This is a genomic window from Paraburkholderia sp. GAS199 (assembly GCF_050436585.1).
Lineage (GTDB): Bacteria > Pseudomonadota > Gammaproteobacteria > Burkholderiales > Burkholderiaceae > Paraburkholderia.
Map to the genome: position 1 here is coordinate 176,619 of NZ_JBNDMM010000008.1, position 14,875 is coordinate 191,493.

The window sequence follows — 14,875 nt, forward strand, 5'->3', positions numbered from 1 at the left end:
TGCGTGACACCTATGCGACAGTTTGCCGCGGAATGTTCTTGCAAAGAAGTGATGCATGGTGAATTGGTGTGTGGAATCAAGGCTTAAGCGCCGCTGCCGTGCGTCGCTCGACAAACCCGGTTGAACCGACTGGCGCGCTCGCCATCGAAGCGTACACTTCCGGGCGCGCCGGCGACGTCCGGCATGGATGCGAGCCGCTCCAGCGTCCACCGTTTTCCTTTTTTCAGCCATCGGCCTTACATGACGCTACTCAATTTCCGGTCCTCCGCGCTGCGCGCTGCAGCGTTCGGCGCGGCCGCGCTAGCCCTGTCTTCCACGGCGTTCGCGCATGCCCATCTGGTGTCCAGCGAACCGGCGGCGAACGCTGCGGTCGCCGCTCCCGCCGAAGTGACGATCCATTTCACCGAAACGCTGGAACCGGCCTTCAGCAAGATCGATCTGAGCGATGCCAACGGCAAACCTGCTACGCAAAACGCGTCGCAAGTCGACCAAAGCGACGCAAAAGTGATGCATCTCGCGCTCTCGCCGCTGAGCGCGGGGCATTACGCGGTGCATTGGACGGCGGTCGCCACCGACGGCCATCGCACCCAGGGCAACTTCAGCTTCGACGTCAAATGAGCATCGACGGACTCTGGATCGGGCAGGTCGCCATGGCCGCGCTCATGAACGTCGCGTTTGCGTTTGCCGTCGGTTCGGCGCTGCTCGGCGCGTGGCTCGCCAAAGACGGCCAGTCGAAGATTTCCCCGGCGCGGCCCGCGTGGTTGCGGGCGCAACGGTCGATGCTGACGGCCACCGTGGTGCTGGTGCTCGCCGACCTCGGCTGGCTGCTGTATCAGGCGGCCTCGATGAGCGGCGTGGCCTTGCCCGCGGCGATCGGCGTGGTGCCGACCGTCCTCGCGCAAACCCATGTCGGCTACGGCTGGAGCGTGGCGTTCGCCGGCGCGCTGGTGCTGCTCGGCACGGCGATGGCGAGCCATACCGGCATGCTGCGCAATGCCTTGCTGTGGCTCGCGGTCATCGCGGTCGCGGCCGGCAAGGCGTCGCTCGGTCACGCGGCCGATGCAGGTCCGACATCGGCGGCCATCGCCATGCAAACCCTGCACGTGCTCGTCACGAGCGTCTGGGGTGGTCTCGCCATGGCGGCCGGGCTGTCGGTGCTGCCGGCGCTCGGCACGTCCACCGCGCGCGGTATGCTGATCCGCACCGCGACTCAGGTGTCGAATGTGTCGGTGGTGGCGGTCGGGCTGGTGCTGCTGTCGGGCATCTTCAATGCCGTGCGCGGCTCGGGCGGCTCGTTCGAGGCCATCGAAATGAGTACCTGGGGCCACGTGCTGACGCTCAAGCTGGCGCTGGTCGCGCTGGCGCTCGTGCTGGGCGGACTGAACCGCCTGTCGGCGTTGCCGCGCTTGCGCCGTACGGCGTCCACGATGGACGCGCATACCTTCGTCAACGTGCTGTATCTGGAAGCGCTGGCGATGATCGGCGTGTTCGTCGCGGCGGCCGCGCTGTCGCATAGCGTGCCGGCTTTCGCCGCGTTGGGCTGAGCCACAAAAAAGCGCCGCACTGCAGGAGCGTGCGGCGCAATACACACGGTCGCCCGGCGGTGGCCGGCTGATCCGCTACTGCTCTTCAGGCTGCGAGCGCGTTGTCCACGCGCTCCAGCGTCTCCTCCGGAAACATCTCCTGCTGTAATTCTCCATCGCCGCTGAACCACTGGCAGATCAGCCAGTTGCCCGGCGCGAACACCACCGGTCCACTCCACGTCGCCGTCATCGGACGTCCGCCGGATTTGAGCGTCAGCACGTCGCCCGCGTGGTACGCGGGTCGGGTGGTTCGCCTTGTCAGTCGCATGATGGGGTCGGTCCTGGTTCGGTCGGAACGGCGATTATTCGAAGCCGAGCCGGTGGCCGAGAATCGGCGCGCAGAACAGCGCGATCGCGCAGCCGGCCGCTTTGCCTTCGAGTTCGGCACCGGCCGAGCGGGCGCCATACATGTGGGTCAGCAGATCGAACAGTTGCGGCATGCAGTACAGCACCGCTGCGCCGATAAAACATTTTTCGACGACCGAAATACGCCAGCCGCGCTCGTAAGCGAGCATCGCGCCGACGATGCGCAGTACGCCAAACACCACGAGCGCGCCGACGGCGGCCTGTTCGCGGATCAGATAGTCAGGAAGGAATTCGCCCATGATGCACCCCGTTTGCAATGTCGTTTCATTGCATTTGAGCAAGGAGTGGGCCAAGCGTATGTCTGATGCCGAACAAAAGTCGTGAAAGCCTTTCTGGATAAGGCTTTGCGCGATGACGGCGCAGACCGGAAAGTGGCCTCGAAACGCCTGTTCGAGGGGTTTTGGTCCGTTGTGTTACGTAACTGAGACGGGACGCGCTACGGGCTGCCGTAACGTGTTCGCCGCAAACAGAAACGCCGCCCGGAGGCGGCGTTCAAGCACTCGACGATCAAGCGTGCGGCGAGGCGATTACCATTCGGCGACGCTGCCGTCTTCGTGGCGCCACACCGGGTTGCGCCAGCGGTGGCCGACCTTCGCCATCTCGCGCACCTTCTCCTCGTTGACTTCGATACCGAGGCCGGGACCTTGCGGAATCGAGACGAAGCCGTCTTCGTATTTGAAGACTTCCGGGTTCTTGATGTAGTCGAGCAGGTCGTTGCCCTGGTTGTAGTGAATACCCAGGCTCTGTTCCTGGATGAACGCGTTGTAGCTGACCGCGTCGATCTGCAGGCAGGTGGCCAGCGCGATCGGGCCGAGCGGGCAGTGCAGCGCCAGCGCCACGTCGTAGGCTTCCGCCATCGAGGCGATCTTGCGGCATTCCGTGATGCCGCCGGCGTGCGACGCGTCCGGCTGGATGATGTCCACGTAGCCGCCCGACAGGATGTGCTTGAAGTCCCAGCGCGAATACAGGCGCTCGCCCAGCGCGATCGGCGTGTTGGTCTGATTGACGATATCGCGCAGCGCTTCCGCGTTTTCCGACAGCACCGGCTCTTCGATGAAGAGCAGCTTGTACGGGTCGAGTTCCTTCGCCAGCACCTTGGCCATCGGCTTGTGCACGCGGCCATGGAAGTCCACGCCGATGCCGATGTTCGGGCCGACGGCTTCGCGCACCGCCGCGACGTTGTTGATCACGCCCTGCACTTTGTCGAAGGTGTCGATGATCTGCAGTTCTTCCGAACCGTTCATCTTGACCGCCTTGAAGCCGCGCTCCACCACGGCGCGCGCATTGTTGGCGACGTCGCTCGGACGGTCGCCGCCGATCCACGAATAGACCTTGATCTTGTCGCGCACCTGGCCGCCCAGCAGCGCATGGACCGGCACGCCGTGGTGCTTGCCCTTGATGTCCCACAGCGCCTGGTCGACACCGGCGATCGCGCTCATGGTGATCGGGCCGCCGCGATAGAAGCCGGCGCGGTACATCACCTGCCAGTGGTCTTCGATCATCAGCGGATCTTTGCCGATCAGGTAGTCCGACAGTTCTTCGACAGCCGCTGCGACCGTATGCGCGCGGCCTTCGACCACCGGCTCGCCCCAGCCGACAATGCCCTCGTCCGTCTCGATCTTGAGAAAGCACCAGCGCGGCGGAACGATGAAGGTTTCGAGTTTGGTGATTTTCATGCTGTACGTCTCCTGGCGGCCGGGCGCCTGCGAAATATTCGAGGATTCACATGCTACAACAAAATCGCGTTTAAGTACTATTAATAGTACTATTGGCCAGATACTGGACGGCGACCTCTCGCAGAAGGAATCGGCCAACGGCTGGTCAAGTGCGGGAGATAACGGATAATCGCGGCCGTTCCCGCTTCGGAACGGACATCCATTCATGCCGCAAGGCTGCTCGGGAGAAAGCTATACAGCACGATCTGCATGGGCGCGTCGCCCATCTGCTGGCGACCGCGATTCTGCGCGGCGACTACGCGCCCGACTCGATCCTGCCTCGCGAGGCCGAGTTGATGGACACCTTCGGCGTGAGCCGCACGGTGTTGCGCGAGGCATTGCGCACGCTGACGTCGAAAGGGCTGATCGAATCGCGTCCGCGCGTCGGCACGCGCGTGCGGCCGAAGATTGCGTGGAATCTGCTGGATGTGGACGTGCTCGACTGGTACTCGCGCGTTGCCGAGCCGATGGCTTTTGCGCTCAAGTTGCAGGAAATGCGCGAAATGATCGAGCCGTATGCGGCCAGTCTCGCCGCGACCTCGCACAGCACGGAGACCTTCGACGCGCTCGCCGCGTCGCATGCCGCGATGGTGGCGGCGCGCAACGTCGACGAATGGGTCCGCGCCGATCTGCAGTTTCACCTGAGCGTGCTGACGGCGTGCAGCAACGAACTGCTGATTCCGCTCGGCACGCTGATCGAGCGAACGCTCGAAGCACAGCTGCGGCTGAACGCGAAACGCGCCGAGGTGTTCAATGCGTCGCTGGCCGAACATACGGCGGTGTTCGAAGCGATCCGTGCGCGCAACGCCGCGGCGGCACGCGACGCGATGGCCAGCCTGCTCGGCGTGACGCGCGGGCGGATCGAAGGCTGAGCGTGCTTTGCGTGTGGCGCGCCTCGCGGTTCGGCCGTGCGGCTCAGTCCATCGCCGCGTGCGCGACGGACGCGTCCGGTGCCTTGTGCGACGGGCGTATCAGCAGCAGAAGCGGGATCACCAGCAGGGTTGCCATGAACATGAGCTTGAAGTCGTTCAGATACGCGATCATCGAAGCCTGCTGCGTGATCGACACGTTGAGTGCCGCCATGTCGTAGTTCGAACCGCTGTCGAGCATCGGCTGGATCGCCGGATTGAAGACGGAGATGTTGGCGGCGAGGTCCGCATGCGACACCTGCGTGTTGCGCGTCATCAGCGTCTGCACGATCGAGATGCCAATACTGCTGCCGATGTTGCGCATCAGGCTGTAAGTGGCCGTGCCGTCCGCGCGCAATTCGGGCTGCAACGTCGAGAAGGTCAGCGCGCTTAGCGGCACGAACACGAGGCCGAGACCGAAGCCCTGAATCACGCCCGGCCAGACAATGTCCGACTCCGAGAGCACCATGGTGTAGTGCATCATCTGCCAGAGTGCGAAGGCCGATATCAGGAAGCCAGACAGCAGCAGAAGCCGCGCGTCGATCCGTTTCAATAGCCGGCCTGCAATCAGCATGGCGAGCATGGTGCCCGCGCCGCTCGGCGCCGTGACCAGGCCCGTGGTGGCGACGGGATAGTTCATCAGGTTCTGCAACATTGGCGGCAGCAACGCGCGGGTCGCGTACATCACGGCGCCGATCACGAAGATGAAAAACGTGCCGGTGGCGAAGTTCGGGTCCCGCAGCAACTCGTATTTGAAAAACGATTTCTTGCCGACGGTTGCCGTGTGCACGAGGAAAAACGCGAAGCTGATTGCGGCGAGCAGCGCCTCGATCACGATCTCATGCGAACCGAACCAGTCGAGTTGCTCGCCGCGATCGAGCATGGCCTGCAACGCGCCGATCGAAAGACCCAGGGTGGCGAAGCCGAACGCGTCGAATTTCACGTCGTGCTTCGGTTCGCGCGAGGGCAGGAACGTCGCCACGCCGAACAGCGCGAACGCGCCGATCGGCACGTTGATGAAGAACACCCAGCGCCAGTTGTAGCTGTCGGTGAGCCAGCCGCCGAGCGTCGGTCCGAGAATCGGCCCGACCATCACGCCCATGCCCCATACGGCCATCGCCTGGCCCTGCTTTTCGCGTGGATTGATGTCGAGCAGGATCGACTGCGAGAGCGGCACCAGCGAGGCGCCGAAAATACCTTGCAGCAGCCGCGACGCGACGATCTGCGCGAGCGTCTCCGACAGTCCGCACAACGCCGACGCCACGGTGAATCCGCCGATCGCCACGATCAACAGACGCTTCACGCTCAGCCGGTCCGACAGCCAGCCGGTGAGCGGCGTGGCAATCGCGGCCGCGACGATGTACGACGTCAGCACCCACGTGATCTCATCCTGCGACGCCGACAACGTGCCCTGCATATGCGGCAGCGCGACGTTGGCGATCGTGCTGTCGAGGGTTTGAATCAGCGTCGCGAGCATGATCGAGACGGTGATCATCGGCCGGTTGAGCGGGGCGGCAGCGCCTGGCGGCGCGGAGTCGGAAGGCATGGAGAGCGGGGGCCGTGAATATAGTAAGCATGCTTAGTATATCCAGCCAGAAGGCGGCCGCCCACCAGGTTTTATGCGGAGTCTGAATTAAGTGGTTTTCGTGGCGTGTTCGCCTCGAAAAAAATCGAGTCTTCGTATAATCCGCCCATGAAAACCCAACTCGAAGAGCGCTTCGGCTTTCTGATCTCCGACGTCGGCCGGCTGACCGGCAAGCGTTTCGACGACCTCGCCAGGTCGTCGGTCGATCTGACGCGCGCGCAGTGCCGCGTGCTGGCCTACCTCGCGCATTACGGCGACACCAATCAGGCGCGGCTGGCCGATCTGCTGGAAGTGGCGCCGATTTCGGCGGGCCGCCTGCTCGACCGCATGGAGGAGGGCGGCTGGATCGAGCGCACCGTCAATCCGCAGGATCGCCGCGAGCGCCAGGTTCACATGACGCCGAAAGCGGAACGCACGCTCGGCAAGGCGCGCATCGTGGGCGACGAAGTCGCGCTCGAAGCACTCGACGGCTTCACCGACGCTGAGGCGAAGCAACTGATCGCGTTGCTGCAACGCGTGCGCGGCAATCTGAGCCGTCTCGTCGACCGCTGATTTCGCGGTGGCCCAGCCGGCTGCCTTACAGAAGCAAAAGCGTTTCGTAACGAAATTGCCTTCTAGCGGTAATAAATTGGAAGTTTTGCCTTTGGCCTTCCATGCTCGCTCCGCTTCTGGTCGCCTTTTATGAAACCGTCCGGCAAGGCAGTGTCACCGCTGCCGCGCGGCGGCTCGAAGTCAGTCAGCCGACCATCACGGCGCGCATCCAGCAACTCGAAAAGCAGTACGGCGTCGAACTGTTCCACCGGCGCGGCAGCCGTTTCGATCTGACCGACGCCGGCGCCGCGCTCATGCCGCTGATCGACCGCATGCAGCAGACCGAAAGCGACATCGACTTCACGTTGCGCAACGAACGTGTGCTTGCCGCGGGCAATCTGCGCGTGGGGGCCACCGGGCCTTACTACATCCTGCCCGCTATCGCGGCGTTTCATCGCGAGTATCCGGCCGTCAAGATCTGCGTGGAGATCGGCAACTCGCAGCAGATGCTCGACGCGCTGCTCGACTTCAGGGTCGATCTGGCGGTGTCGTCGCAACGCGTGGACGATCCGCGTTTCGCCCGCCGCACGATCGCCGACGATCCGCTCGTCGTGGTCGCGCATTGCTCGCATCCGCTCGCCGCGCGTGAAGCCGTCGGACTGGCCGATGTGGCGGCTCATACGCTGCTGTTGCGCGAGCCCGGCTCGCGTACGCGCGAGGCCACCGAAACGGCGCTCAAGCGCATCGGCGCGGGGCCGTCCATGCTGATCGAAATCGGTAGCCGCGAAGCGATCTACGAAGCGATCCGCCACAACATGGGCTGCACCTTGATGCCACTCGGCGAAGCGCCCGCACATCCCGATCTGCGGCAAATTCCCCTTAATGCGGATGCGCCCGTTCTGCAGGAATATCTCTACCACTTGCAGGCGCGCACCGGCTCACGCCTCATCACGGCGTTCATCGCCAACGTCGACGCCACGCCGCGCGTCCACTAAAAAATGCTGATGCCGGTATCGGTCAGCTTGCGCAGATCGACATAGCCGCGTCGCCCTCGATCCCTATCGTTGCAACGACTCGCCGGAAGGTTCGGCGCATATCGGCATCGAAGAGGGGACATCATGAGACGGCATACCGTCGTGCAATTCGCATGCGGCCTGGCCTTGCTCGGCGCGCTGACCGCAACGGCCGCGTTGAGCGGCTGCGGCGGCGCATCGTCAGCGGCCGGCGCAAATGCAGGGGCTTCCAACGATCAGGGTTCGACGCCGGCGAGCACGCCGGGCGCAGCCGGCGCACCCGCCGCCAAAAAAATGCTGCTGGTCGAACTCGACGGCGTGACCTACAGCGCGCTGAGCGCAGGCATTGCCGCCGGCAAACTCCCGAACCTCGGCAAGCTGTCGGTTGCGCCCGCCTACAGCGGCGGCGTCAACGGCACGCTCGCGCAGCAGCCGAATCTCGACACGCCCGGTTGGGCGACGGTGCTGACCGGCACGTGGGCGGATCGCCATCAGGTGAATTCGGATGCGCCGAATCAGGCGTCGCATAGCAGCACGGTGTTTCAAATGCTCAGGAGTGCCGCCGCGGGCAGCATGGGCGCGGCAGTCGGTTCGAGCGGTCTTGCGGCGCTGCTGACGCCCGATCAGAACGCGGGCAATCTCGACACGCTCGTGAACTGCGCGTCGGTGGATGCCTGCGTGACGCAGAACGGCGTGAGCATGATCGGCAACGGTTATTCGCTCGTCGTTGCGCAATACCATTCCGCACAGGACGCGGCGCTGAACGCCGGGTTGTCGTCGGCGAATTATGCGAGCACGCTGACGCAGCTCGACGCCGCGCTCGGCACGCTGGTCGCCGCAACCGCGAAGCGCAGCAACGAGAACTGGCTGGTGGTCGTGACCGCGAGTCACGGCTTGAACGCGGCGGGCGGCACCGACGGCCTGCCGCTGCCGGCGGAATCGACGAGCTTCATCGCCATCAACCAGGCGCCGAATGCGCGCCTCGGCAACACCGCCGCACCGACGACGATGGCCGCGCTCTACGCGCGCGCCAGCATCGCCGACATCACGCCGACGCTGCTCGCCTATCAAGGCGCATTGCCGGACGCGACGACGTATGCACTCGACGGCGGCCAACTGCTCGGCGCTACGCCGGTCTCGCACCTGCTCGGCACGACCGGCAGCGACAACGCCAGCCTCGTGTTGACATGGAATGCGCCGACTACCGGCGCGATCAGCGTACTGCGCAACGGCACGCTGATCGCCAGTCTGCCGGCGGGCACCGCCACCTACACGGACAACCAGCTCGGCCTGACGGCGACCGGTGTCTATCCGTTCAACTACACGGTGGTGGCGGGCAATGCGCCGCTCGCGACCATCACGCAGGTGGTGTACGTGCAGCCGCCGCCTCCGCCCCCGCCGCCGCCGCCGCTCGCGAGCACCTTGACCACCGGACTCTCCAGCTATTACCCGTTCGGCGCGTTGCCGCCGGTGGACCGGCTCGCCGCCAGCACGATGGCGCCGTGGGCGTCGGATGCGGACAGCGGCACGCTGGTGGCCGACGTATTCGGCGGCAAGGGTTTGCAGATCGACACGCATACCGTCGATAGCAACGGTTTCGACGGCTACAAGCTCACGCAGACCAACGACGTCACGACGCACGCGCAGTTCACGATCGGCTTCTGGTTCTACACCTCGTGCGCCAACCTCACGGGCAACGGCACGCCGGTGTTCTCGAACAAGAACTACTACTCGGGCGGCAACGCCGGCATTGCGATCGGTCTGTTTCCGGGTTCGAGCACGAGCTGCAATATCCGCTTCAATCTCGGCGACGGCAGCACGCGCAACGACATCAACAGCCTGAACGTCAGCGCGAATAAATGGACCTATCTCGCGCTCGCCATCGACACCACCGCGAAGAAGATCAACGCGTACATCTTCGATCCGGTGCTCGGCGAGCAGAAGGTGCTGGGTCAGACGCTGAGCGTGAACATCGCGAAGCTGCCGGGCCTCGGCATCTTCGGTCTGAACGAGGACGGCACGGGTCACTACTACATGAACGCCTGTAACGACACGCCGCCGTACACCGTCGGCCAGTGCGCCGCGACGCCGCCCGACGTGCAGGCATTCGGCGACCTCGCGCTGTGGACCCGGATCGTCACCGAGACCGAGTTGCAGTCGGTGTTCGGGTCGGGACAGCCGCTTTCCACGCTCATCCATTGAACGGAGTTTCGCGATGAACATCTCGACGTCTTTCGTGAAGCCCGGCGTGCAGGCGGTGTGCGCCGGCCGGGCGCGTTCGTACCGTCTGCACCGTCCGTATCGTCCGCTGGCGGCGGCTGTTCTGTGCGCGCTGTGCGTCGCGCTGGCTGCCTGCGACGGCAGTTCCAGCAACAACGGCGCCGCCAGCGGCAGCGGCACCTCGGCCGCGGCGAACAACTCGCCGGCAGGCGCGGGCGGCGCGAGCGCGCCGGTTGCGATCGTGTCCGCGCCCGCGTCCGGCGCATGCGCCGCCTCGGGCGCGAGCGCCGCGCAGCCGTTGCAGAACACGCAGCTGGTCTGCGCTCCCTGATGCGCCACGACGTGCCCTGACGCACGTTCGCCGCGTGCGCTTCGCCGAGCCGTTCGTCCATTCGTCGACGACGACGGCTCCGGCAAGCGCACAGATATCGACGCTCACAACACGCCAAACATGACTTCACTGGACCGCCGTACTTTCCTGCGCAGCGCCGCGGGCGCCGCCGCGCTCGGCCTGTTTCCGCCCGCGATCCGTCGCGCGCTCGCCATTCCCGCCAACAACGCGACCGGCACCATCAACGACGTGCAGCACGTGGTGATCTTCATGCAGGAGAACCGCTCGTTCGATCATTACTTCGGCACGCTGCCCGGCGTGCGCGGTTTCGCCGACCGCTTCACGATTCCGCAGCCGGGCGGCACCACCGTGTTCCAGCAGAACGACGGCAGCCGTACCGTGTTGCCGTTCTATCTCGACAGCACCAAAGGCAACGCGCTGCTCGCCGGCGGCCCGCATTCGTGGAGCGACGCGCATCAGGCGTGGGACAACGGTCGCATGACGCAATGGCCGAAAGCCAAAGGCGATGTGTCGATGGGTTATCTGAAGCAGGCCGACCTGCCGTTCCACGTTGCGCTCGCCAACGCTTTCACGATTTGCGACGCGTATCACTGCTCGCTGCACGGCGGCACCAACTCGAACCGGATCTTCCTCTGGACCGGCACGAACGGCGCCAGCGCCGGCGCCAATCCGGTCGTCAACAACGACGGCTGGGACGGCCTCGGTGCGTCCGCCACAGGCTTGACGTGGACCACCTACCCGGAGCGGTTGCAGGCAGCGGGCGTGAGCTGGAAGGTCTACCAGAACATGCCGGACAACTACACTGACAACTCGCTCGCCGGCTTCGCGACTTTCCGCAAAGTCAACGAGACCTTGCCGGGCTCGCCCTTGCTGCCGTACACACAGACGCTCGAAGCCGTGGCGCCGCTTTACAAGGGCATCGGCAACACCATGCCGGACGGCGGGTTTCTGCAGGCGCTCAAAGACGATATCGCCGCCGGCCAGATGCCGCAGGTAAGCTGGATCGTTTCGCCGCAGGCTTATTGCGAGCATCCGGGCGCATCGACGCCGGGGCAGGGTGGCTACTACCTGCAATTGCTGCTCGACACGCTGACCGCCAATCCGGACGTGTGGAGCAAGACCGTGCTGTTCGTCAATTACGACGAGAACGATTGCTTCTTCGATCACATGCCGCCGCCCGACGCGCCGAGCAAGAACGCGGACGGCAGCTTCGCCGGCAAGTCGACCGTGGACACGCAGTACGAGTACTTCACCAAGGCCAACCCGCCGGGCGATTCGTCGCCGATCGTGCCGGACGGTCAGTGCTTCGGACCGGGACCGCGCGTGCCGATGTTCGTCGTGTCGCCGTGGAGTACGGGTGGCTGGGTCAACTCGCAAGTGTTCGACCACACGTCGGTGCTGCGCTTTCTGGAGCAGCGTTTCGGCGTGGTCGAAACCAATATCAGTCCGTGGCGGCGCGCGGTGTGCGGCGATCTCACGTCGGCGTTCAACTTTCGCAATCCGAACGATGCGCCGGTCGCCTCGCTGCCCGCGCCGACCAAAGCTCAGGCCGACGCGCAGAATACGCAGCAGAGCGCGCTGGGTGCGGTGCCGGTGCCGTCGGCGGCCAGTCAGCAGATGCCGCAGCAGGCACTGATGTCGCGGCCGTCGCGTGCGTTGCCCTATCTGTTGCACGTGAGCGCGAACGCCGACGTGCAAGGTGGCCTGCTATGGCTGATCCTCAGCAATACGGGGACGGCCGGCGCGGTGTTCCACGTCTACGACCAGTTGCACCTCGACCGTCCGCCGCGCCGTTATACGGTCGAGGCAGGCAAGGAGTTGTCGGATTCGTGGGCGGCGCTCGCCGACGACACGGGCCACTACAGTTTGTGGGTGCTCGGGCCGAACGGTTTTCATCGCGCGTTTCAGGGCAACGTGGCAGCGGCGGCGAGCGGACCGAACCCGGAGGTGCGCGTCTGCTACGACGTCGTCAATAGCGCCGTCTATCTGACGATCATGAACACGGGCAACGCCACCACTAACGTGACGGTGACCTCCAACGCGTATCGCAGCGACGGTCCGTGGAGCTACGCCGTGCCGGCCGGCATGCAGGTCGAGCCGTACTGGTCGGTCGGCGCTTCGGGCGGTTGGTACGACTTCACGCTGGCGGCCGAAAATGGTTTGACGCGACGCTTCGCTGGACGCGTCGAGACCGGCAAGGACAGCGTCAGCGATCCGGCGATGGGCACGAGTTGAGGTAGCAGCAGGGTCGCGCTCATGGCGCGAGGAGTGGCACTTCGGGGAGTCGGGCTGCGCGCCGACTCCCTTTTTTATGGCTGAGACTTTGACGCTGGTGCCGAGGCAGCGCGCAGACTTACTTCGCCTCGGGCGCCGGGCCGGACGGCTGAACCAGTTCGAAGCACGCCGCTTTGGTCTTTGCATCCGATTGCTGCGGATCGATGCACTTGAACGCGCTCTGATCGCGCTGCACGAAAATCGTGTCGGCGACGCCCGCATTGCCACGCGCGCCGTTCACGACCGCGGCGATCTTGTAGCCGTCCTGCAGCAGATTGGACAAGGTCAGCGGACTGGTGCGCCACTGGCTATCGGGCGGAGTCTGCGCGTCGGCAATCGACGCGTGCGCAGCGCCGAACAGGGCGACGAAAGCCGAAGCGGCGAGCAGGGTGGTGCGGAACGTCATCAAGATACTCCCTTGAAGTTGCGGTTCGGAAAGCCAGAAACAAAAAAGCCGCTACTTCGTGAGAAGTAGCGGCTTTTTCTTGATACTGGTGGCGAATCAGGGACTCGAACCCCGGACCTGCGGATTATGATTCCGTCGCTCTAACCAACTGAGCTAATTCGCCGAAAGAAGCGAGATTATGCGCACGGACCAGAAGGCTGTCAACCCCTGAGACCCAACTTTTTCAAGATGGCCCGTGCGTCCGGTGTTTCAGTCCTGCGCGTAGATATCCGAGTCCTTGGTTTCCTTGACGAACAGCATGCCGATCACGAACGTTGCGACCGCAATCACGATCGGATACCACAGACCCGAGAAGATGTTGCCCTTGGCTGCGACGATCGCGAACGCCGTGGCCGGCAGGAAGCCGCCGAACCAGCCGTTGCCGATGTGATACGGCAGCGACATCGACGTATAGCGAATGCGCGTCGGGAACATTTCGACCAGCATCGCCGCGATCGGGCCGTACACCATCGTCACGTAAAGCATCATGATCGTCAGGATCACCACGCACATCGGCCAGTTGATCTGCGAGGGATCGGCCTTCGGCGGATAGCCGGCGGTCTTCAGCGTCGTGGCCAGCGTCTTGTCGAATGCCTTGCCTTGATCCTTGGCGTCGGCGGCCTTGCCGTCATAGGTGTTGATCACCGTGTCGCCGATCTTGATCTCGGCCAGCGTGCCGGCCGGTGCCGCGACGTTCTCGTAGTTCAGGCCAGCCTTCGAGAGCGCGCCCTTGGCAATGTCGCACGAACTCGTGAACTTCGAGGTGCCCACCGGGTTGAACTGGAACGAGCATTCGTCCGGATTGGCGATCACGACGATCGGTGCTTTCGCGCTAGCCGCTTCCAGTGCCGGGTTGGCGTAGTGCGTCAGCGCCTTGAACAGCGGGAAGTACGTGCAGGCAGCGATCAGCAGACCCGCCATGATGATCGGCTTGCGGCCGATTCGGTCCGACAGCGAGCCGAAGAACAGGAAGAACGGCGTGCCGATCAGCAGCGCGATCGCGATCATGATGTTGGCGCTGCTGCCGTCCACTTTCAGCGTTTGCGTCAGGAAGAACAGCGTGTAGAACTGACCCGTGTACCAGACCACGGCTTGACCGGCGGTCAGGCCGACCAGCGCCAGAATCACGATCTTCAGGTTTTTCCATTCGCCGAACGCTTCCGTCAGCGGTCGCTTGGACGTCTTGCCTTCGGACTTGATGCGCTCGAACACCGGCGACTCATGCAGTTGCATGCGAATCCACACGGACACGGCCAGCAGGATGATCGACGCGACGAACGGAATGCGCCAGCCCCAGTCGCCGAACGCGTCTTCGCCCATCGTCTTGCGCACGCCGAGAATCACGAGCAGCGACAGGAACAGACCAAGCGTGGCGGTTGCCTGGATCCACGAGGTGTAGAAGCCGCGGCGTCCGGCAGGCGCGTGTTCGGCCACGTAGGTCGCGGCGCCACCGTATTCGCCGCCGAGCGCGAGGCCTTGCAGCATGCGCATCGCGATGAAGATCACCGGCGAAGCAATGCCGATCGACGCATAGCCCGGCAGAAAGCCCACCAGGAAGGTCGAGAAGCCCATGATCAGAATCGTGACGAGAAATGTGTACTTGCGTCCGACCAGATCGCCCAGGCGGCCGAACACGATCGCGCCGAACGGACGCACCGCGAAGCCCGCCGCGAAGCTGAGCAGCGTAAAGATGAAGGCGGCCGTCGGATTGACGCCTGAGAAGAAGCTCTTACTGATGAAGGCCGCGAGCGAGCCGGCCAGGAAGAAGTCGTACCATTCGAAAATCGTACCCAGCGACGATGCGAAGATCACCCGTTTCTCTTCGCCCGTCATCGGCACGTGCGAGATTTGCCCGCCAACGGTAGCCATATGTCGTCTCCAAT

The 14,875-nt window shown here is 64.2% G+C and carries 14 protein-coding genes and 1 tRNA gene; 8 read left to right on the forward strand and 7 right to left on the reverse strand.

Going from position 1 to position 14,875, the window contains the following annotated elements:
- The first annotated feature begins 240 nt into the window (after positions 1–240).
- Both copC and P3T18_RS27685 read left to right on the forward strand, forming a co-directional pair.
- Entirely contained in the window at positions 241–618 is a 378-nt protein-coding gene (gene copC, locus P3T18_RS27680) for a copper homeostasis periplasmic binding protein CopC (RefSeq protein WP_429303148.1), read from the forward strand.
- Complete coding sequence (locus tag P3T18_RS27685) at positions 615–1,544, forward strand: CopD family protein (RefSeq protein ID WP_429303149.1); 930 nt, start codon at positions 615–617, stop codon at positions 1,542–1,544. Before copC ends, P3T18_RS27685 begins: the two co-directional genes overlap by 4 nt.
- An 85-nt stretch (positions 1,545–1,629) precedes the next feature.
- On the opposite strand, the gene P3T18_RS27690 is transcribed toward P3T18_RS27685, so the two are convergent.
- From P3T18_RS27690 to dgoD, 3 genes are all read right to left on the reverse strand, one after another.
- Entirely contained in the window at positions 1,630–1,851 is a 222-nt protein-coding gene (locus P3T18_RS27690; RefSeq protein WP_429303150.1) for a YodC family protein, read from the reverse strand.
- A gap of 34 nt (positions 1,852–1,885) precedes the next feature.
- Positions 1,886–2,188 (reverse strand): hypothetical protein, encoded by a 303-nt coding sequence (locus P3T18_RS27695; RefSeq protein WP_429303151.1) that lies wholly within the window; start codon positions 2,186–2,188, stop codon positions 1,886–1,888.
- Positions 2,189–2,476: 288 nt separating this feature from the next.
- A complete protein-coding gene (dgoD, locus tag P3T18_RS27700) occupies positions 2,477–3,625 on the reverse strand; it encodes a galactonate dehydratase (protein ID WP_429303152.1) in 1,149 nt (382 codons plus the stop codon).
- A gap of 197 nt (positions 3,626–3,822) precedes the next feature.
- Between dgoD and P3T18_RS27705 the strand changes: the two genes are divergently transcribed.
- Complete coding sequence (locus tag P3T18_RS27705) at positions 3,823–4,536, forward strand: FadR/GntR family transcriptional regulator (RefSeq protein WP_429303414.1); 714 nt, start codon at positions 3,823–3,825, stop codon at positions 4,534–4,536.
- Between the two features lie 43 nt (positions 4,537–4,579).
- On the opposite strand, the gene P3T18_RS27710 is transcribed toward P3T18_RS27705, so the two are convergent.
- The gene (locus P3T18_RS27710) at positions 4,580–6,118 is read right to left on the reverse strand and encodes a DHA2 family efflux MFS transporter permease subunit (RefSeq protein ID WP_429303153.1); all 1,539 of its coding nucleotides are present in this window, start codon (positions 6,116–6,118) and stop codon (positions 4,580–4,582) included.
- A gap of 147 nt (positions 6,119–6,265) precedes the next feature.
- Between P3T18_RS27710 and P3T18_RS27715 the strand changes: the two genes are divergently transcribed.
- The 5 genes from P3T18_RS27715 to P3T18_RS27735 all read left to right on the forward strand — a co-directional run bounded on the left by P3T18_RS27715 (position 6,266) and on the right by P3T18_RS27735 (position 12,508).
- Positions 6,266–6,709 carry a MarR family winged helix-turn-helix transcriptional regulator gene (locus P3T18_RS27715; protein ID WP_429303154.1) on the forward strand — a complete coding sequence of 148 codons (444 nt, stop codon included), beginning with the start codon at positions 6,266–6,268 and terminating at the stop codon, positions 6,707–6,709.
- 101 nt (positions 6,710–6,810) lie between these two features.
- On the forward strand, positions 6,811–7,683 hold the full coding sequence (locus P3T18_RS27720; protein WP_429303155.1) for a LysR substrate-binding domain-containing protein: 873 nt from the start codon (positions 6,811–6,813) through the stop codon (positions 7,681–7,683).
- A 123-nt stretch (positions 7,684–7,806) separates the two neighbouring features.
- Entirely contained in the window at positions 7,807–9,903 is a 2,097-nt protein-coding gene (locus tag P3T18_RS27725; RefSeq protein ID WP_429303156.1) for a LamG-like jellyroll fold domain-containing protein, read from the forward strand.
- A 13-nt stretch (positions 9,904–9,916) separates the two neighbouring features.
- The gene (locus tag P3T18_RS27730) at positions 9,917–10,252 is read left to right on the forward strand and encodes a hypothetical protein (RefSeq protein ID WP_429303157.1); all 336 of its coding nucleotides are present in this window, start codon (positions 9,917–9,919) and stop codon (positions 10,250–10,252) included.
- Positions 10,253–10,372: 120 nt separating this feature from the next.
- Entirely contained in the window at positions 10,373–12,508 is a 2,136-nt protein-coding gene (locus tag P3T18_RS27735; RefSeq protein ID WP_429303158.1) for a phosphocholine-specific phospholipase C, read from the forward strand.
- A gap of 118 nt (positions 12,509–12,626) precedes the next feature.
- On the opposite strand, the gene P3T18_RS27740 is transcribed toward P3T18_RS27735, so the two are convergent.
- The 3 genes from P3T18_RS27740 to P3T18_RS27750 all read right to left on the reverse strand — a co-directional run bounded on the left by P3T18_RS27740 (position 12,627) and on the right by P3T18_RS27750 (position 14,861).
- Positions 12,627–12,953: a hypothetical protein gene (locus P3T18_RS27740; RefSeq protein WP_429303159.1), complete on the reverse strand. Its 327-nt coding sequence runs from the start codon at positions 12,951–12,953 to the stop codon at positions 12,627–12,629.
- 86 nt (positions 12,954–13,039) lie between these two features.
- Positions 13,040–13,116: transfer RNA gene (locus P3T18_RS27745), tRNA-Met, on the reverse strand.
- 86 nt (positions 13,117–13,202) lie between these two features.
- Entirely contained in the window at positions 13,203–14,861 is a 1,659-nt protein-coding gene (locus tag P3T18_RS27750; RefSeq protein WP_429303160.1) for an MFS transporter, read from the reverse strand.
- Positions 14,862–14,875: the final 14 nt, after the last annotated feature.